Source organism: Citrobacter sp. CK199 (assembly GCF_030333285.1).
Classification (GTDB): Bacteria; Pseudomonadota; Gammaproteobacteria; order Enterobacterales; family Enterobacteriaceae; genus Citrobacter_B; species Citrobacter_B koseri.
This window is the reverse complement of the sequence record NZ_JAOWGF010000029.1, coordinates 277,579-299,137: the sequence shown is the minus strand read 5'-3', so window position 1 is coordinate 299,137 and position 21,559 is coordinate 277,579. Positions and strand designations below refer to the sequence as shown.

The following is a 21,559-nucleotide window of genomic DNA, read 5'->3' as shown; positions in this document are numbered from 1 at the left end:
ATCACCTTAGAGATTGAGCAAAGGCTGCGACTATGCTAGATGCGCCTTTTCCTGCTGGATAAATAATATCTTTGCGATAATCTGATACCGTATAAAAAGCCTGATGTTTTGAACTATCACTGGAAAAAATAAAGAAATCGGCTTTTTTTGCCAAATTTATCAATGCAGGGGTAGAGACGTGATCATGGTTAATTTCAACCTTCAACCCAGGATAGAGTTCCATCAATACGTCCTTTCCACGTCGCGCCGCACCTTCAGTCAGGCTGTAAATCGCCAATATTTTCCCTTTCAATACGTGTTGTAGCGATGACGTTACCGCGTTCTGCTCTGGTGGCGACGGAAACGCACTGTCAGCCCCTGCCCCCAAATAACTGCAGGACAAAATGCGGATCAGAATTTGCGAGTTGTTATCCAGTCGTTCCCAGCGTCTTAACGCCTCAGTCTGTAGACTCATCCAGTATTTTTGCATCATCGAGTGGTCAATAGATGGTGTATCCAGTATTATTTCAGCTGTTTCAATCGCATAGGCCAATGCACGCATTGAAGCATTTTTACTCCAGATGGCTTCACAAGCATCAAGTGCATCGTGATATTCGCTGCTAGAAAACTGTCCAGCCAGACATTTATCCAACAGCAGGCCTCCCAAGCGAACATCCTGTTCAAAATGGATGTCGTCCGCAGCCAGCAACGTCAACCACGCCAGCCAAAGTTGCGATGAGCCACATACCATGTTGTTTTCCATCCATGTCAGGAACAGCGGCAAAACGTTGCGCAGAAGCTTACCTTGCTCTTCGCTTAAGCCGCTTTCAAGAATATCGATCATCTCATACTCATCGAATGACGAGATAAGCCATTCACGCCACTGTCCGTCCATTCGCTGTCGCAACTGCTCCAATCGATCCAACTGGCTAGTATTACGGATATCCTGCAACCATGGCATCCAGCCATACGAGCCCACCCGATACTTATTTTGCAGTTCCTCCCAGAACGCCCATAACCTCTCGTTTTGGCGCAGGACCTGCTGCGTCGCATCAGGCATTGCTAATAGTTGCGAGTAAATTTCCATTTCATTTTCGGTACTAATGCCTCCGAAGATGTCCAACAACATTCGCTTCGCCTGTTCCGGCGAGATTAACAGTACTGGCGGTTGCTCTGCGCTGATTTCCTTGCTGGTATTGTCAGTAAAATGCATACCCCCAATCCACTCCCGCAACTTAGATTTCCAAGTCTCGGTTAGCAGTGGCGACGAATATTCCCACTCGGTATAACCCAGAGTCGCTGCCCCAAGTGTCCAGAGTTGCCAGTCACGCAAACTGCTAGCCATGTGAGAAAATGCGGGGGTTTGTTTAAACAATGGACGTAATCTTTGGCTTAATGCGCGGGCCTCTTCGAACTTTAATGCGTGAAAGCCCTCCAGTAAAAGGCGATCTAGCCCCATATGGCCAAGGGTCCGCACCAGCAAACTCTGTATATTTAATGGGATCCGTCCGCCCAGTACATCGCCAATTTTTTCATGAGCGACAATTTCCTCCCACTTAGAACCCGCCGCCAGCGCCAGCAATTCCAAAAAAAGAGTATTTCTAGGCGACAGCGCGTTATTGTTGCGAATCTCATCCAGATAAGCGCTGGCAGCGATGTAGTCATGGGAATGAACTGCAGTATAAAAATCACGCAAGATGCGCCCCGTCTGGCGCCGAGCTGTCGATGACAGTTGCGGACGACAGGCGTACAAATTCAGTAACTCCTGCAACAAGCCAAACACTCTGTCGCGGCTATCAACCTGCTTGGCCAACCAGGGAAACAGGGAGAATTTGATAAAGCCGTCCGGGAATTGCCTTAACAACAACTTCTCACTGTTATTTTCTGAATGTTGGCGTATCAGAAAGTCAGAAGGCGTATCAGCTGAACCTAAACCCGCAATTAAAAAACGGCGTAGTTCATCGAGACTCCTTCCGTCAGGTGCTAAGGCATAGAATGTTAAATCGGGTCTTGCTGATGGGATAAAGCATGGCATCTGTTTTCTACAAGCTGCTTCAATAAGCGGCGGCAGCCACTCATTAAATTTATGATGCTTGTAACTCTTCTCAAGCACTTTTTTTAAGTCAATCTTTTCGTCGCAGTCCGCATAAAAGGCTTCCAGCCAATCTGGTAGAGTGATCATTTGATAGTCTCCTGCGGCTTAGCAAAAAAGTATTGCTTTTCAAACTCAGTTCGCGCTTCTGTGATGATATGTTGATCGCAGGTTAGCACCACACTTTCCTCATTGCGATTGGCCCCGCGCCATGTGAAATTCATTGACCCCTGAATAAAAAAATGCGGTGATAACATGCCCTTGGTATGGAGATCATGGCTGCAGGTATGGTGGAAAACAGCTTTGCTATGAAGACGATTATATAATTGCTTGACGAAATCTCGATTGAGGGGTAAATCACGCGTAACCATCTTCAACTCAACGCCATAATTCACCATGCCGGCTAGAAGTTCTTGAAAATAGATTTCGCGGTTTCCCCATGCCGGTTCAACAAAGCTCCAATTGCCGGAACGATTATCCAGCACAGCAAAATTGCTGACCCATGGTGAAACCAGCCACAGCGGTTGAGGATTCATCATTAATCCAACTAATTGCGCACCCAGTACTTCTCGTAATACACGCTGCCCTTCTGAACCATGAACAAAAATTTGTCGATGCGTTGTCTTATGACTCATTGTACTACCTCCGCCATTTCCACCCGCAAAATTACTATTCCTTTCTCACGCCGCAATTCACCTATACGTGGATAAAGCAGCAGCCCTAAGTAATCCAAGGGCTCGATCAGTAAGATCGCTATGTAAGTGTGAATGGCTTCGGGGTCCATCTTGGGAAGCAACAGATCAACACGCCCATGCTTGCGCAATGCTATGTGAACATCTTCTAACCAGTGGGAAGAGTCGCCTTCAACTCGAACAATATTGGCATCAAACAGCACGCCAGCCAGCAACCGCTCAGTCACTGAACTCCGCGAGCTGAATGGATTGTAATGGTTCAATTCTGCCTGGCGGATCGTGTAACCGCGCGGCCAGAGTAAGTTCTGGTTACGGCATTGAGTCTGAAAAGTATCCGAGAAAGAGGCATGTGGACCGCACTCCCCGAACGCAAGTGCATGCGCCACGATATTAAGGTTGAACTCGATTTCAGCGCGATCCTCGAGTTGACGCCAACCTGCAAGCAGTGTTTGTAAATCCGCATCTGTACTCTCAGAACTACCCGCGCGCAAAATTCGGGAATAGAGTACAGTAGTGAAACTGTGAGACAGTCTAAATCCCAAACGACGCAGTTCGAGTTGGAGTTGTTTGTTTGATTCCCTGCGTGCCTCATAGTTCTCAGCCTCGCGTACTTTGCGAAATACTTCGCGAAGCACTGAAGAATCCTTAAGCGTTTCTAAAAGACTCTGCAGATCGAAATCGATTTGTTCGTAATCTCCCGGAGCAAGATTCCTGACCATTATATTCAGAAATTGAACCGGATCACTGAACCAAGTTTCCTGGAGCCGGATAAGAATACCGCATCCTCCTGATTCCACCTCAGTAAGCCAAACTTCAAGCCATTCTATATCATTGGCAGCATCGCGATCCCAACGTGATTCCGTCACCACGGCGCGTTCATCTACATCCGGCAGCAGAGAACATAATGTCTGGTGTACGCCGGCGCATAGAGTATCAGCCAGCACCTGACGCGCCCATTCGATAAAACCGTCAAGATATTCGACCGGTTTCCAGAGTGCATCTGCGCAATTCAGCAGTTGCTGCTGGACGATTGCACTTGAAAGTAAGTCCTGAAGAGCTAATTGCAGTTGCTGCTCATTTTTATCTTCATCAGATAGATCCGGCTGGAATAGGCTAGCCGGAATTTGCACGAGACGTTCAACTCCACTTTCAGTGGCAATGAAAGCAAGTGCTTCCCTTAAAGACATATCCGGTTGCATGACCATGATCTCTGCAAGACATGCCTGAAAACACTCCATTACCCAGTTAGCTTTGAATTCATCGAACTCAAATTCTGGCATCATGCTGACCAGATGCTGGAAATAGACTGGACGTAGACCGCGTAACACATCAGGCTGGTTGACGAGGTGCGTGACAGTGTCGCGGTCTAGCACGAACCGAAGGCGCATAGCATCCACCCACTGCCTAGCGCCAATGCCAGCCGACTGCGTTCCATCAGTCCACAAGAAATCAATATGGGCCCGATCTTTCTGCTTATTTTTGAAGCGTAGTGAGGCCAGAGCGCCAGTTGTATAGCGTACAACCTCCAATGGAGTCATATGCTGATGGCTAAAGAAGCTTACATCTCGCAATGCCGGATACCACGCACCTTTAGGCACATCATGCCTAATGGCTGAGAACGGATTGACTAAATACAAATGCCAGTAAAGTTGTGAATTACTCTTATCGCTTATGCGCGTGATATCCGCTCTTTTGGTCATTACCCGGAATGGTTTAATGATATTGAGTGGCCTTCCCTCATGCTCAATAGAACATTCTAGTTGCAGTACATCACCAAAAGCGTCATTAATCGGGAAATTGACCGTGTAGTTACCCGGAGTTGGATTAAACCCTTCAGGCACCAACCAGTCAGTATTTCTGTTGGTAGTCACCGCATAGCGTTTGGATAAACGCCCCGGCGCAAACTCTCGCATTCCTTGCCAAAAAGATAGCCCTTCCCACTTATCACCTGTTCTGATACCACGCTGCAGACGAATCAACAAAGTCGGCAAGTTCAATTCGTTGAACAAAGTTTGAGGAATAAATTCTGGCACCGGCGAACCGCGACTACTGTCAGTCATCGACCAGGGTTTCCCGTTCTCAGCCCAATAGCTTTTCAAATAACGTTGTACAGTAGGCAGAAATTCGAACATCAACGAACGGGGCGAGTTCCACAATAACGGTTGAATCTCTGCGTCTTTGAGTTGCAGCGCATGTCCCAGATAGCGGGTAAGTGAATTTAAAACTGCTCCCCCCAGCAGAATCTTACCAATAAGCACCTGTAAGGCATGATATTGTTTGCGGTTATATTCTGTATTGTCTGGATAGCGTAACATCGCCCAAATATCGCGGAAATTCCCGTTCTGGCTAAGCCAATCAAGTGTCGCCATTGCCGCCTGCATTTTTTGGATGTGCTGGTTACACATCGGCAAGCCTTGGCGTTTTACTTCCGGGCTAATAAGCTCTTCATAACGCTGGAACGCTACTCGGTCACGACCGAATTCAGAAAGCACGATCAGCATCCATGGACGCATGCCTCTGAGACGGCCAGCACGGCCTTTACGCTGAAGATACGAGGCAACATCGCTCGGTGATTTATGCTGGATCACTGCCCCCACCAAGGGATCGTTATAGCCTACTTCTAAAGACGCTGTTGCCACCACAATGTCCGCCAACTGATCGACGCCAGCATCCTGACTGGATGTGCGTGACACTCGTTTACGTTCACTCAATAGGTGTCCAATATTCTCTGAAATTCGCCAGTTCTGACCCAATTCGGTCTGTTTTTTACCGCTATTCTGCGATGCACGTAATGACGCCAGTGGCGCATGTTCTGCGACAGGCACGTCACCGCTGACATCCCAACCTTCTGCGTCACTCAATTGAGAATAAAGACGGTTTATACCATCGAGATTATCAGTAAAAACAAAAGTTTTTTGTCCCCAAGTCCCTTGTGCAACAGCCTCTTTGCTATCCAGCAAACGCGATGTAAGCATACTGGTCTGGATGGTAGTGGAAAGCAGTGCAGTTTCCGATACAGGGTCTCCACGCAACGCCAGCAAATATTCTGCGCCTTCCGCCTTCATCTCTTCTTCATGCGGTTGAATGAGCGCAACATTATCTACTGGTGAGCCAATCAACTGTGCAAAGAACGACTGCGCGTCCGCCAACGTGGCTGATAAGCCAACGAAATGTGGAAGACAGGCACCTCGTTGCATCCATCGGCGTAACAGGAAGGCTGTCTGCGCGCCCGTAGAACCACCATAGGTATGCACTTCATCCAGCAATACCAAGGTCGGACCTGCACCTTTGCCGATGCCAAACAACGCATGACTGGTCTTGTTGTTAAGTTGCTGGTTGAGCATTTCTGTAGTAGTGAAAATGATATCTGGCGCGATATTCTTGTATTGCGCATAACGCGTAAGCATGACTTCGCTGTTATCTACAGTATGGCGGCATTTCACACAGGTCAGGATTTCGTTATTGGCTTCTATGTCTTCACGCCGCCACTGCATTTCTCCATCGCAATGCTCTACCGGACATCGCAGCAGTTCGAAAGGAAGACCCGCGAGGTTATGAAGTTTATTTTGCGCATCTTGTCTGTTTTTTACCGTATCGCCGTAATAAGAGCCAATACGAATTTTTCGCGCGCCTTGCGCCTGAAGAAACCCATCCAATTTGCGGCACTGGGCATAGGTCTCAGCAAACTGATCCTTGAGGAGTTCCTTACGCGGATAAATCGCCAGAATACGTACCCGGGCTTGCGGATTGCCGCAGATTTCATTAGCAAGGCTGGTTAGCGCAGGCAAATAAAACGAGAGCGTTTTTCCACTACCGGTCCCAGCACAAACTATGGATCCACTGGAGCTATCTACACTGCCGGAATGACGTCGCCAGAATTGGATAATGCGTTCAGTCGCTCTCTTCTGAAAACCAGCCAGCCGGAAACTATCCATAGGCTCCAATGCGGCACGCATGATGCCAACCTCACGTTCATTCAGCGGCAGCGATTCCCGCCACTGCTTCAATAGCATTTCGGGAATTTCTTCACGCTTGGGATATGTACGCTGCTGACGGATAAAACGAAAGTCAGATACCAGAGTTCGGCTCTCTTCTAATGGCTTATTCAGGAACCATTGACGCAAGTTGCGGTAAAGATGCACTGACTCGCCCATACGACTGCGCCAGATTTTCAATCCTGAGGAATGAGGCACCTGAATCAGCATAGCTGCATCAATCATTTGTACGATGACATCATCACAATTCTCATCACCCGCCTCTTGCTGAATGATCTCCCTTAACTCGTCATCATTGAAAAATCCGCCCGTGTCGCCCCAAACCAGTAACGCATTCTCTTTGGATTCTAGCGCATCAAGCACTTTGTGAAGTTTTTCTAACGGGACATTACTCATCCATGCAACCCTTTACGTATAACAACCATTGAGGATTGAATATCGTGTTTTTCTAGCCAATCCATGACCCTCGGCGTGAGTAGATTTAGCGGTGCACGTTGCTCCGTATTCAACGCCGTTAAAAAAGCCAAAACTTCAGGTGGCGCATCAGGTTGCATTTTGGTCTTGATGGCCATTAAATTTTTGGTGAGTTCAATGATTTTATCAGCCACAACGGGGGAGTCCGGCGACATTTTTATTGTCTGCAGGAATATTTTTTCCTGTTCGTAATAAGCGTGATACACGTCCGGTTGCAAATGCATTAGCTGATCCATAATTGCTTTGTCCTGCAACGCTAGACTTTTGTGATGCTCAAGAAACGATTGCCATGTATCGTTAATTTTTTTTGCCAGTGTTGTGTTACTTCCCGCCAGTGCATTCTCTGTTACACCCAATTGGTGGTTCTGAGAGGCCTGTTCGCCATCCTGTTGCAATATTGCCATAAAACTTTGCAGGTGCTGATGAGCGACTTTAAGCGAGTCTAGTTCCTTCTCGGTCATCACAAAGTCGTGAGGGACATTTTCCGGCAGTTGGCTAAGCATTTCAGCGCGTTTTTTCAGTTGACGTGCAGTCAGTGCTAGGGACAAAAAATTCACCATGATTTTTTGATACTTATTCAGCACCACTTCCACACTACTGGAGTGACTTTTTATCTCATACTGCTCGCGAAGTGTGCTCAATTGTGTTTTAAGCGTGAGCATTTTCATCTCCTGCCAAAATGCATATTTTAGTCATATCGTTATCGAGCTCATTGAACATGGCATCAATTTCTGCTCGGTATTCAATAATCTTGCCCCCACCCATTTCGGCGTTATATTGAGACATGACATTAATCAACCGGATACTAACCTGGGTCCATTTATTCAATGTATCCATTGCTCGTTTAAGTACATCCCGATCCAAATTGCAAAGCAGGCGCCACTGACGGATCGCATCATCACTCTGCTGGACTTGTCGCAAATTCTGTAACGTACTCCAAATATTGCCTTGAGTTAATGAATTCATTGACGCAATTAACTCATGTGCCTGCGGTAACGCCTCAGGAACATGATAATCCCCTGCATTACTCATTTCCATAAAAAGCTCACCAAAACCAGCAATCAATCCATTGAATTCGCTAGCATTTTCGCAATCACTTAGGCATTCCAGCATCTGAATTGAAGACCTCAATTCTTTTAAAGAGTCAGCAATGGCCCTTGTCAACTCTTTATCCGCTGGAGATCTGAAAGCTTCCTGAAGAATTTGCGGCAGTATGTCGCCTTCCAGCGCATGGTCATTCGAGGCCACAAGATCAAGCCAAGCTGAACGTGCCGCCGACCATTCACGTAGTGATTTCTGACAAATGGCTTTGACAGCATCGGTCACAGGAGCAACCATTTGCTTCTTAATGTCCCTCTCTTTGAGTAGCAGTCGCGACAGAATATCTTTATTGCCATCCCCGTTTCTAACCACGCCGAGCGCGCGCGCTAATTGAAGTTGAGCGGTCAACAATTCAGATAATTTAGTGCGCTGTTCTTCGATTAAATCCCGGACAGCGTTCGGCACCCATTCGGCAGCAAAATTTTGAATATATAGAAAATCGTTAGCTGCTTCCGGATAGGACCAGTCATCTTCCTTGCGTTGTGAACGGAAATATTCCGCACGAATGAGCGCAATCGCGACATTATAAAGAATAACGGAATACCGGCTGTTTTTAAATTTATCTACAGAACAAAACCATACCGTTTTCTCACCACGGTTAGAATCGGCGTTATAAATGTAAATATTAACCTGTCCTTTGATCGCAGCTCTTATTGATGGCAGAGATTTGATACCAGACCATTCAGCCTGACCGTAATGTTCATAAACGTTTGCAAGACTACTACGAATCAATCTCGCAAACTTTTGATCTAGCCTCTGGTCATTGTTAATCCAAGCATCAATCGCTTTTGCTGCTTCCTCAAAAAATACGACAGAGGGTGATTGCGGCTTTGCTTCTGTTTTTATTTTGGTTTCTGTTTCTGTTTCTGTTTCTGTTCCTAAAACTGTTTCAAGTTCTTTCCCTAGTACAACATGTTTGAATGCCCCCGCCAACTGGTCAAAACCAAAACTACTTAAAATGTCGGAACTAAGCGTTTCGCGCAATTTAACTTCATTTTCAGCAGGATAACCCCAGATAGCCAATAACGACTCGGCACGCTCCTGATGGGGAACGTTCTGACGATAAAGCCAATTACGCACGGCGGCTGTTGGTGATATCTCGGCTAGCCTGAGGGGCGGGAAACAGTCGTTTTCGGCATCACGTCGAGTTAACAATAAGATATTCAACAATATATCCCTGATAATGTTCCTCGGGTTGAATCGTAACAACCCCGCATCACGGCAATACTTATTCGCAAGCGCGCATATCGCATTCGCATTAAAGGGGTAAAGCGAGATACCTAAATTGCTAGTGCCAAAAGCCTGTAATTCTTCATCACTATCGTCATGCCGCCATATAGGCGGCCAGTCTGCACCTGGCTGTCTGTCGAGCCAAAGTTGACGTAATTTATCACTGCCAAACCGGGCTGCATTAAGATAACGGCTGCAAAAATTAATTATTCGTTGCTGTGTGACAGTATTGCCGGCATCGCTAATATCTTCGATAACCCACTCGCCCCTTGCACGATCACGTATACCTTGGCGGCGACGCTGATAACCCGAGTAACCATCCGTGACCGCAATTGCTGAACATACAGGGCAAAGCACTTCTTCACCATCACGGATACCTTCTCGCTCCAAGCTGTCGATCAGTACGTCTTCAATAGCTGAAATCAATGACATATCTTCAACCAGCACCATCAACGTTTTACCCTGCTGGTGTAAGGCTTGACGAATCAGGTTAAACAACTCAGAAAAGCTACGCCCCTGGAAGCTATAAAGTTGATTAAAAAGTGTTCTTGTGGCATCTCCAAGGACCATATTAAGAATATCAGCAGCGGACTGACGGACTTCTTCATGGGTAATAAGCTTCGATGTTGAAAAATATGCAAAGGCCGGAGCACTCAGATCAGCAGCATTAAATTCAAAATCAAGGTCAGAAGCCTTTAGTTGATGATCATTTTCGCCTAACTCTTCACTTGATGCACCGGAGGTCAAGCGCTTAGTTAATCGAAATAAGCAGTGTTGTTCGTTAAGCAGAAATCGTTTGAAAAACACATCGTTAATTAGGGTCGGCAGTGCATTTTCCGCCGCATGGATGTCGATTACTCTAAGCGCATCCATCCGAGGTTTAAGCTCCAACTTCTGCTCAGCTGTTAGGTTTTTCTGCTGACGCAGAGCTTCCATCTCCTGTCCATTTTTTTCATGCAGGCGGCGAAGTTGTTGCCCCATGATCACTAGCAACCATTCAGCCAACTCTTTATCAGTCAGTTTTTCGCTAACCTGATGAATTTGCGCACGAGCATCCTCAAATGCCTTACCGTCCAATCCCGCCAGCAAAAGTGTCAATACTTCCCGAAGGCTGGCGCTTTTCGGTATTCGCACAATGTGCCAGTCTTTTGATTCAGGCATTAAACGCAGATTGGCGTCTAACCAGCGTATAATATGCGATTTTCCCGCTCCGACCTTACCAATGATGGGCAACGGACGCGGTGTTGCCAAAAAATGGCGGAGTAAATCTTCCTGTGTTTCATAGCCGACCGCATTACCGTTCGCATCATGACGCAAAAATTTCATCGGCTCATGTACCGCAAGCAGTGTATGCTCGGCCAACTCTTCCGCTTCGTTGCGGATGCAATCATTAATATTATGTAGGCTTGGCCAGTATTCCATTAATTTCATTTGGCAATGACCTCGCGCAGCGTAATTAAGCTGACTTGTCTTAACGTTCCATCTGGATGTTGAATCGTGAGCGCCTCACTATCATCCGAAAGGCTCTCAAAACTGATAGTCATCGAGGTTTCAAGGCGGATCAGTGCATGGCTAAGAGCTTTACTGATTTGATGACGCTCATTACGCCCTTTAATATTATTCATTTGCGCCGCTACTTCCTGCCGATAGCTTCCGCAGTCCAGCATCGGTAATAATTCTGCTAGTCGCGCTATAAACTCTTTTATCCTCAGACGAGTATCGTGATTAAAAAGTGTAGGCAATACAGGTGTAATGGCGCGCGTTGGGTCGAGGATAAAACCATTTTTGAATGGCTCAAGAAAACCTAGGAATAGGCCGTAATTCAATACTTCTTTATCTTCTGATTCGTTGACCGTTCTATGTTCATCTTTCCCAGCCTTAGTATCAACAAGTAATGGCCCCACTAAATTAGAAACGTTTTCTCGAACCAACAGATTATTACCGCAAAAAGTAAACTGATCATGAAGTAGTAAGGCGGTAATAGTTAACAGGCATTGCTCTCCGCGTAAGCCTGTCAGCAAATTTCCTTTCTCATTTTGGATAAGTAAACGCAGTACACGAGCGGGCAGATCGTTTTCATTTGCTGTGATAAATTGGCTGCTGATTCCACTTTCATCGCTTTTCCATAGCCCTTCTTCAATCCAGAAATCAAGATTTCGTGGCAGACGGAGATGTCCGTTATCAGTGGCTTTCAACGCTTCCGGACGCAATTGGTCGATTAAATCATCCCGGCGAATAGGTTTTTGTCGGCGGCGGTTCAATACTCGGTCTATCAGACACAGCAAGCGTATCTGACTCCCCGGTTGTGCGGTATTAATGATTGACATAGCTTAATGTCCTTTGAAAATGTTCCAAGCTCTGCGCCTCGCTATCACCTTCCCACCATTGCCGGCCAGGATGACGCACGTCTTTACGTTGACGGGGAGCAACGATAATACGATTTACTTCACTATAGTTGTCAGGAAATTGGAAAACGTCTTCCGGCATGACCAGCAACAGTTCATCCCAGTGATTGTTGGCATCTTTAGGTTCCAGCGAACACCAAAACGGTGTGCCTTTAGGTAAGATTTTGGCGAGCTCATCGAGTACCATACGATTGGCACGGATCGCTGCGATCTGTTTTTTGTGTAGCAGAGTGGAAATCCAGTATTGCCATTCGCGAAGCAGCAACTTAGCAGGTTTCGATTCGTTGTAATAAATATTTTGGTGTCGACCAGGCCAAGCCTCTGCCCGTAGTCCGGTGGTGCAAACGTTGTTACCTAATGTTGGCGTAAATATACCGCGATGGTCCGCACGACATCCAGGGCATCCACCACATGCCATTTGAGGCATGATGCCATTGAGTGTATAAAATGCTGCCAATTCCCGGCAAAATGCCCGCCGATCCGTGGCCATAAGCCAATCGGCCAACACTTCATAACCTCGCTCACGAGCCGAAAATTCTTGAGAACGATAGCGATTAAAAGTTTCATTCCAGATGCTGTCAACCCGCAAATCTCCACGCAGTACTTCAACCTGAACATGGTTAAAATAGTCGCGGTAATAGTCATCGACCGCATTTTCATCTGTAAGATCGTCAACAACGGCAGCCACATTCGGCACCGAAAAGTGCATACGTAGAAATCCTGCCCGGCGCATTAACAAAAGAGTACGCCAGTTCCACGCTACATTGTTTTTGGAATCAAGTGTCAGTTTGTCATGTTTACTGGTCAGCGTAACGGTAAGGTGATGACGAGCTGTCAGAGTGGCATCCTGATGCAGCGCTTGCCAACGCATCCTTCCTTTTCGCGCACCAATCAGTTTACGCCGGTTCAGTTTGCTTGCTACACTTAACTGCAATGGATGGTAAATCATCCATGCTATGCAGGCATTTCCATCGCGCCCGCCACGCCCGCTTTCCTGATAGAAACGATCGATATTTTCTGGTACTGCGACATGTAGTACTGAACGGACATTGCTTTTGTCCATTCCGACGCCGAACGCAGATGTTGCCACAACAATATCTAGTTGATCCCCCTGCCAGCATTCAATCAGTTGCTCACGCTGTTTTATCGGTGTATTTCCATGAAACAGACCGCTTCTCAGATAACCTTGTTCTAGTAACCATTGATGCCAGTATTCTGCTTCAGCCACTTTTGTTGCGTAGATGATCAATGGCCTTGGCAAAGTGGCAATCGCCTCTACCACACGTTGATGGTGATGGTGTTCATCGACTTCACGATTAACGAACCAAACTGGTTCAGGGCGCAAAAAGCTACCGTTGATCTCTATACAATGTGCAGTATCGCCGATAAACAGGTGTTTAAGCGTATCCAAGGTAGTCTGATGCCAAGTAGCGGAGAGTAGCACCGTACGAAATCCTCTGCTGGAAACATCTTTCAGAGAGTGCACTAAAGGTGAAAGTAGTTGGAATTCCGGGCGAAATTCAGCGCCCCACTGGTCGATCAGATGAGCTTCATCAACTACCAATGCACCCAGCATTCCTTTTTGAGCCAAATAAAACAGTGAAGTCAACAGACTGCCGCGTGCAGATTCCGGCGAGCAAAACAGAATGCGCTGCTCGCCGGATTTAAGGCGCTGGTGGATATCCGCCTTCTGCTCGGTGCTTTGATCGCCATACCACGCGTATGCACCGCCGTGATCTTCCTTTGCCTGTGCCAGTATCTCTTTCGCTCGTTGGGCCTGCTCAATCGCCAACCCAATCGTTGGAACGATCACCAGCGTTAAACGATCTTTTTGGGTATTAAGCATGAGAGCATGAATGACGAATGTCTTGCCTGCACCTGTTGGTAAATTGATCACAAGCGTCTTATCTTCGGGACTGGTAAGCACTGCCCTGACCGCCATCTGCTGGCCCGCCGTTGAATAGTGATGGTACTGTGGATCTTTGAGTTGGTTAGCGAGTAGGCTATCCAACGGCGGCGATGATAATGTGCGCCGTTTATCCAAACGCCAGACAGCGTCAAATTCCGCCGGCACTGCAGTGGCGTCTATCAACATTATTTCCGATGGCATATCTTGGCAACGAATCAGGCCAAAGGGTGCCAGTAATGAATTAGTGATTCGCCGATCCGGCAGGGGTAAGCGCAATATCCTTGCGCCGGATGCTCTGGCGCATTGTAGCGCATCGTAAAAAGCATGAAGTTTATCGCCAGCCCCGCAGACATCCCCTTCAAGAATCGCCAATAAACGTCGATAGAAAGGCTGGGTTATTTCATGTATACGTTCATACTGACCTTTAAGGACATTACGCAATAAAGGCCATTGAGCGTCCTCGGCTTCCATTATTTCTCCTCCATGAACGTTTCACGTGTACAGAGAATGACCGCCTTCATGGCCATCAACTGGTAACGCAGCGCCACGCAGTCCGGTGCTTCACAATGTTGCTGCACCTGCAGCTTAGCTTTCTCCGCCATTTGCAATATCGTCGCCTGCCATGAGTCTGCTGAAAACCAAGGCTCCACTGCCCTCCATCGTTCAGAGCGAAGGTTATAATCTTCGTAAAGCGAGTTGCCGTTAGGATCGTAATTTTTTTCGAGCAATTGCGCGCCAGTCTCGCTAACTTCTTTACCTAAATCGTCTAGCCAAAAACTAACAATACGTGGTGGCCAGAGCGCGTCAGATCTGCGCTGGGCAGACGCTGAATGATCCGTTCCGGTATCAGCACAAACCAGCCATTGAAAATGGCAATAAAGCGCGGGTGAGTAAAGTTTGATCGCCGGATTTTTCACCATTCGTAAAATGCACATAGTGGTTCCACGAGGATCACTTTGCATTAACTCCCAAATAGTTTCGATAAAAGGTTGACCGTATCGAAATGGGAATACAGCGTGCTTACTGCTGGTAATTTCTTCACGCTTAAAGCTCATTGCGGCACTAGTTGGCGGATAACCCTTGCTAAAATCCAATCCTATCATGCACTTATCTATAAACGTCGCCGTATCAATTAGCGTTTTTTCATGTTTATCTCCACGCTCGAAACGCAGTCGAAAACCCTGAGTTTCATCCGAATACTTAACAAAGTGCAGTGCATCGGTAATCCACTTCAATAGATCAATTGATTGATTTTGAGCATCTTCTTCCGCCTGTAAAAGTTGTCCAGCGAATTCCCTAACCTCAATAACATCTTGTTCCATGGAATGTAGGTTTTCTTGCGCATTAATTCTTTTACGCTCCTGCGCGATCAAACCTGAATGCCCACTAAACTCTACTTTGGCCTCGTCCAAGGCTTTAATACCTTCATGAATATAACGCTGCCAAGTGCCTTCCATTTTTGCTTCGAGCACGAACTGCAGACTGGCGACACTTTGGCGGAACAGCCCAATACCTTGGTCCAACAATTCCAACCATGACTGTGTCAAGCTTGCGCGCGAAGGAAGTACGACAAGGCTTTCAACCTTACTCACCCCACGTAACATTGCGCTATAACGGTTAAAGCGTCCAAGTCTCTGTTCGAACCTGTTAAAATCACGACTTAAAGCATAATGAACGGCTAAACGGTGGCCACCATGCAAATTTAATCCATCCTCTCCACGCTTATCGCACACCAACACTTGCCAATGCTCATCCAGTTCCGCCGCATTGACAGGATCGTCCGGATTATGACGTACTACTCGCTGAGAAATAGACATATTAAGCTTAACGAAGAAGCTGAGAGCAACCGCCTCGTCTGTGCAAAAAATGACGGCTTTACCCTGAGGGTGCTCATCAAACCAATGAGATATTTTCGCAATGACAGCATCGTCTTTCTGTTTTTGTTCTAGTTTCGCTAACGCAACAATTTGCTCCAGCAAAACCTGCTCTTCTTCACTACCAGCACCGACATCCAACACCCGACGAGCCATTCTAGCGAGGGTTAGCGGGCTAGTGAAATGCGCATCTAACCACTGTAGTCCGTTTTGAACACTAAAATGCAAATAGCGTTCGGGGTAAACCGTAGCAAAGCTACGATACTCCTCAAGCAATTCATCAAGCGTGACGTCATTGGATGTAACCGGCCAGTGGCCCGTCCTCACACCAGCTAACCCTGGGAACATATCGACTAGGGCAGGATTTTCTCTTCTATTTCGTAAAAGGCGGTGGTACAAACGATAATTTTCACCAATCCAGTCACGCAAAGCTGCAATTTTTCTTGCCCGTTCATAACCCGACTCTTCAGCAAAGAAATCGACAAAGGGACGTAATGCTTCGACATGCGTCATCAGGCCATGATCGGCACTGAAAAGTTCGCTAAGTTCTTCAAGACTGGATTCAAGCACTGCATTAGGAGTTTCCGCTCTCAATGCGCTGTATATGCCGCCTATACGTTCACGTTCTGCTGCCTTTTGCATAAATTGCGCATAGCCAGATTCGTTAAGGCTCCAACCTTCGGGATTCAAGCAATGCAGCATCGCCAGATAATTGCGTTCATTACCATTCATTGGTGTGCCGGAGAGCAATAACCCAATTTTCGCCTGATGGCAGAATTCGGCCATTTTGTCAAAGTGTGATCGCTGTTCATCTTTCCAAGCGAGGCAGGCTAGTTGATGGGCTTCATCTATTGCTACCAGTGTAGGGTGCCATTTTTCCAATTCTGCCTGGTCTATTTGCTGATGAGTACGTAACAGAATCTGGGTGGTGCGTCCATCCTCCATCACATCTGCAAGGTCAAAGCGATCAACCAACTCCTGACGCCACTGCGGTAATAGGGCTTGCGGGACCAGAATAAGTACCCGCGCATTACGTTTAAACTCGAGAATATGTTCTCGGATTACTAATCCAGCTTCGATGGTTTTCCCCAGCCCCACTTCATCAGCTAACAGATACTTTGGATTAGGGTCGCGGAGAATGCGGCAAGCTATAGCTATCTGGTGGGGTTCAATCTCAATGCGACTGCTGAACAACGATGACATTGATAGGCATGCTGCACGTTGCTTAATCCATGCGCTGACAAATCGCTCACGCAGGGGATAAAAAAACGGAGCATCGTTTGAACGGGCGGCAAGAAAATGGGCGGGGTTCATTACCAAACCCTGCCCATAGTTGGGATAAAATATGTCCGCTAAATCCACAACAGCAACTTGCCCAGAACGAATAATCAGCAAGTGTTTATTATCAGGCCTTGGTCCGCCATAGCGTCCACGACACCATAGACCACTGTCCTTCGAACGGAAGTAAACGGTACTTTCTTCATAAAGTTTTGCTGGCACCAGCGTACAAATCTCTGCTATCTGGCGATTGACCTCTGATTCCAGTGGAGAAAAAAACCATGCGATTTCGGCCATTTCAGCTGAGTGTAAATGCAGAATTTTAGCAATCCCACTGAATAACGAAGAAGTAACCAAGTCACCTTCTGAGAATGTACTAGATTGTGTAGTCATTGCATTTTTTGGCCATGAAAGGAATCGTCGTTACGATCAGATAACTGCATACCGTAATGAAAAAAAAATAATACACGTGAAGGATAAGTTGAATCAATTCTAACTGGTGACTACCGCCAACAAGAGGACTACGAAGGCGTGACATAGATCACAGAATAAAAAGGGCAATGATATCAATCATATTTATGTATGGAACTTATGCATTGACGTAAAGAATATATAGCCTGTGATATTAAACCAGAAGTGAAATTGTTACATTAATAAATAAAAAGCCCCCTATTAATAATAGGGGGCTACTATTTAAATTATGGATTAAATATCTGCATTTACAGCTTTCATATAGCTGGTTACCAAGTAGTCAGTAACCAAAGCTATATCTTTTGAAAGATTCTGCAACTCATTCCATTTACGAACAACGGGCTGACCATCAATATCTGTGCCGAAGTTCCACACGCCACTACTCCATGCACAAAGCGGCTTAATGCGATTTAATTCTTCGACAAAACGAGAATAGGAAGGGATCTCAGTCCAGCCTGATTCACCTTTATAGTCCTGATGTACCTGATCGATTTCATCCATCAGGCTACCCAATGCAAGAATACCGACGCCGTGTAATAAGCGGGAATAGCGCGGCTTTTTGTCCCAGTCATCGGTAAACACGGTTTCCACCGCCGACCAGAAGTTATGCAGCAGTTTCACCATCTTCCCTTCATCCCCCAACCCTGTTGCCGGGTCACGGAAGCGATACAATGCTCCCTCACGAAGACTAGCATCGATCATTTTGATCATCGAGTTGTCAGCAATAACTCCATCAGGATTGGTTGCCGTTTTGATGCGCCCCGCAAGTGGACCTTCTCCGAAGTTCAGTCGTTGAGTCAGCAGTGAAGGAAACTTACGCATTTGCAGATCGGATGGCAAACGACCGTGGGTATGCGGTGCCAGTTCGTATAACAACGTTTTGGGCAGCGGTTTTGTGGAGTTAACCAGCATAAATTGCTCGCGTTGTTCCTCTGCATCATTAGCGATAAATGCAGAGACCGGCATCATAAACGAGTCGATTTCCGCATCCCGCAAAGCAGCGGTACGTTGTTGACCATCCACAATAAACCCTGGCTTCTCAAAATCCTTATCTTCGGAGAAAGGTATCACCAGATGCCCCATATCGCCATTATCTGTAAGAGGTTCATAACGCACACGCTTATCAAAAGCGATAATCACCGGGTTTGGTATCATCGGGTTTTTGCTCTCAATATAGCGCTGAATTTCGCGAATATGGTTACGTACTTCTGGACGCTGATAACCAACCAAACTCTCTTCACCGCGACGAATACGCGAAATCGCTGCAATTTTGCTGATCTGTTTACCTTCTATCGCAAGGCTATAGAGTTGCCTCTCCTCACCCTGTCGGATTCGCAGGGCGGGAACACGATATTCACTCATGACAGTTCCTCTGAGCGTAATGACAATGTGTGCTGTAAACGGTTGTACAACACCTGAATATTATGGAAACCGCGGCGACGGTTACGTTCTGCTCCGCGGAAAATGATGACGTTGATACCGATGGTCTGGCAAATATTGCACTGGCATTGTTTCCAAGGACGTTCTCCCAGAGTACGCTCATAATCCGCACGGATTTTATCGGCCTCTTTTTCACCCGAATGGAGGCGTTCATAAGCCAGGACTGCATCAAGAGCCTTCTCAAGGGACAAAGCCCCTTTATCGTATTCAAACAGGGCAGTCATGGCATCCTTTTCCAGATGTCGTGCAATATCCTGATCAATTACGCCAGATTTTATTTTGCGACTCAAACTTGGATTCGCATCAAACTGAGGGACACGCACAGCGGTATAGGCCGGGCCATCAGGCGTATGATAGTTGTTTTTCCGATCTTTGAAGGCCTGCTGCAGCGGTGTTGTCGAGTCAATACTGGTCACACCAAACTTGATAAAGTCGGCGAAACTCTCAGGACGGGCAATGCCAAGTAAGTGAACATGTGTATCACTTTTCAGCAACGGTTTAATCTCTTCGAGAGTCTCAAGGATCTGCGCCGTTTTCAACGGCACCATCCCCCCCATGGTGATATTTTTGTATCCCATGGCCAGCAGGGCCTCTACAGACTGACGGTAGGAGATTTTGCTCCATCCATGTGCAACGCCAAAGGGAGTGAAACAGGACTTTTGAGACTTGTTTAAAAACTCTTGAGCCAAGGTTAGCGTGATATCCTGACGTCGGCGACACTCAGCCAATACTTCGCCACTGAATACTTCACCAGGTTTCTCATAGCCAAAAACAATATGATCGAGAGACACGCCATGGTTAAAGCGGGAAGTTTCGTAGAACTCAATCACCTCTTCCACACGGTATGGCGGAACATTCTGGTTAACATAGGTGAAGGCTCCGCAATCACCCATAGTTTCCATATTCTCCGGCAGGCGGAAAAAATGCTTCATTCCATTACGGAAGTAACGCAAACGCTGGGCACGGGTATATTTGCTCTCGCCACCGCCAAGACCATCTACTACAGCCTTAGAAACCAGCATACCATCGTAAGGATGAGGAAAAACCTCATGCGGATAATGATCGTCACGTTGACGCACGCGATGTTCGTTTCGCGTTTCGCGGAAGAAGTCGAAACTGGGATCGATAAAATCCTGACTATCAGGGAAAAAATACTTTAGCTTCGACAACTTACTCTCCTGTGACGCCACTGCAAAGCCTCAAAAAACGAGGGATTCTACCATGAAACCCAGGCAAGTGGCATTAAGGTTTAGCCTCTCTCAGGGCCTTAAACTCAGCCCGAAAACGTTTTTCCTCAAATGAATTTCCCGAGTCACGAAATTCACGCAACGCATGTGTTGCACTGATACTAGGATTTTGTTCCATAAGCTTTAAAATGAAAGACTTAACTTCCTCCGGACTACGGCGAATTCCTTTTTTTACTTCTCGATCAGGTAATTCCTTGAGTTCTTCACATAGATTTTTAGAAAACTCGTTTAAATCGCCAAACTGCTTTGACGTAAACTCCTTCACAAAATATTTTGCCACACTGATATTAAGCATGAGCATATTGCATTTCAACCACTGAGCCATATTTTGGTTTGTTTGGAAAAGATATGTACTCAATCTGTCATTGATTTTTTTCGAAGTTATAATAAGCAATTGTTTTCTTGCATCAACCAGATATTCAAGACCACTAATAATATCTAATTCAATAGCATTAATATAATCTGGAGACCCGCAGATTATATAATAATCTTTTTTGTTTTTTTTCATTAAATCTAAAATAGATGTAGGATGTTTAGACTTAAAAATAGATCTATTGGTTATTTCTTTCCACCACGTTCTATGAAAACTCTTCCCTACATATTCTTGAGAATACAATGGTATCGATTCGTCATATCCAACAGCAAAGGTAGCTTTATAAGGTACAACATTGTCTTTGTGGTGAAGGAGCCCTATACCAGCAGAAAGAACCCATAAATCAATAGGATAATCATTTAATATCGCTTTAGCTGTCGCCCAATGCCCTCCTTTGTAAAGATCCTCTACACTTACAGTTGCAGATGTAGATATAGCTTCATTCAGAGCATTACACCAAGAATTGACAAGAACACTTGAAGGGATTCGGCCTGATGAAAATTGACTCAGGCTCAATATATCTCTGTTTCCACAGTGTTTGCCATTTGTGCATGTAGTTATTAAGTTGATATTGCTCACAATCGCTCCCCCAAAACCGTGCTACACAAGCTACCTCAGAAAAAGGGGGAAGACAAGAACGGAGTTATCAGTCCCTGAAAAATTTTTTCAGGGACTGATATCAGTGAGGAATGTATTCGAAATACTCATCTTGAGAAAATGAGCATCTTTGGCATCGCCTCAAAACTCCTTTTTCCTCAAGAGAAAGACAAAAAATACGACATGACTCAAGCAAAGCTTCTGGGCTCTCACCTTTATCTTTAGAAATCAATGCTCTGGCAAGAGTATCGTAACTAAAACCGCCAGTAGAATGCGATACAATTCTCATCGCCTGTTTGGTATCGAAAGTTTTCATAATGCACCTCTGAGCCGCCAGAATAATACTGTTATAAAAAAGTATTGATAGAAGTTCAAGATGACTTTGTCGTTCGAACATAGTAT

At 46.1% G+C, this 21,559-nt stretch carries 12 protein-coding genes; all 12 read right to left on the bottom strand.

What is annotated here, in order from left to right:
- Position 1: 1 nt before the first annotated feature.
- Complete coding sequence (dpdD, locus tag OGX75_RS19715) at positions 2 to 2,161, bottom strand: protein DpdD (RefSeq protein WP_286451510.1); 2,160 nt, start codon at positions 2,159 to 2,161, stop codon at positions 2 to 4.
- On the bottom strand, positions 2,158 to 2,706 hold the full coding sequence (gene dpdK, locus OGX75_RS19710) for a phospholipase D-like domain-containing protein DpdK (RefSeq protein WP_210526536.1): 549 nt from the start codon (positions 2,704 to 2,706) through the stop codon (positions 2,158 to 2,160). The genes dpdD and dpdK overlap by 4 nt, the downstream gene beginning before the upstream one ends.
- Positions 2,703 to 7,154, bottom strand: coding sequence for a protein DpdJ (gene dpdJ / locus OGX75_RS19705; RefSeq protein ID WP_286451509.1), 4,452 nt, complete (start codon positions 7,152 to 7,154; stop codon positions 2,703 to 2,705). Before dpdJ ends, dpdK begins: the two co-directional genes overlap by 4 nt.
- Positions 7,151 to 7,894: a hypothetical protein gene (locus OGX75_RS19700; protein WP_286451508.1), complete on the bottom strand. Its 744-nt coding sequence runs from the start codon at positions 7,892 to 7,894 to the stop codon at positions 7,151 to 7,153. The genes dpdJ and OGX75_RS19700 overlap by 4 nt, the downstream gene beginning before the upstream one ends.
- Positions 7,881 to 10,994, bottom strand: a complete 3,114-nt coding sequence (gene dpdH, locus OGX75_RS19695; protein ID WP_286451507.1) for a protein DpdH — start codon at positions 10,992 to 10,994, stop codon at positions 7,881 to 7,883. The genes OGX75_RS19700 and dpdH overlap by 14 nt, the downstream gene beginning before the upstream one ends.
- Positions 10,991 to 11,890 (bottom strand): protein DpdG, encoded by a 900-nt coding sequence (gene dpdG / locus OGX75_RS19690; protein ID WP_286451505.1) that lies wholly within the window; start codon positions 11,888 to 11,890, stop codon positions 10,991 to 10,993. The genes dpdH and dpdG overlap by 4 nt, the downstream gene beginning before the upstream one ends.
- Positions 11,877 to 14,348, bottom strand: coding sequence for a protein DpdF (gene dpdF / locus OGX75_RS19685; protein ID WP_286451504.1), 2,472 nt, complete (start codon positions 14,346 to 14,348; stop codon positions 11,877 to 11,879). Before dpdF ends, dpdG begins: the two co-directional genes overlap by 14 nt.
- Entirely contained in the window at positions 14,348 to 17,422 is a 3,075-nt protein-coding gene (gene dpdE / locus OGX75_RS19680; RefSeq protein WP_286451503.1) for a protein DpdE, read from the bottom strand. The genes dpdF and dpdE overlap by 1 nt, the downstream gene beginning before the upstream one ends.
- A 312-nt stretch (positions 17,423 to 17,734) precedes the next feature.
- Positions 17,735 to 18,862, bottom strand: coding sequence for a DGQHR domain-containing protein DpdB (gene dbpB, locus OGX75_RS19675; protein ID WP_286451502.1), 1,128 nt, complete (start codon positions 18,860 to 18,862; stop codon positions 17,735 to 17,737).
- A complete protein-coding gene (gene dpdA, locus OGX75_RS19670) occupies positions 18,859 to 20,109 on the bottom strand; it encodes a tRNA-guanine transglycosylase DpdA (RefSeq protein ID WP_286451501.1) in 1,251 nt (416 codons plus the stop codon). The genes dbpB and dpdA overlap by 4 nt, the downstream gene beginning before the upstream one ends.
- A 73-nt stretch (positions 20,110 to 20,182) precedes the next feature.
- Positions 20,183 to 21,139, bottom strand: a complete 957-nt coding sequence (locus OGX75_RS19665) for a hypothetical protein (protein ID WP_286451500.1) — start codon at positions 21,137 to 21,139, stop codon at positions 20,183 to 20,185.
- Between the two features lie 100 nt (positions 21,140 to 21,239).
- Complete coding sequence (locus OGX75_RS19660; protein ID WP_210526551.1) at positions 21,240 to 21,473, bottom strand: hypothetical protein; 234 nt, start codon at positions 21,471 to 21,473, stop codon at positions 21,240 to 21,242.
- Positions 21,474 to 21,559: the final 86 nt, after the last annotated feature.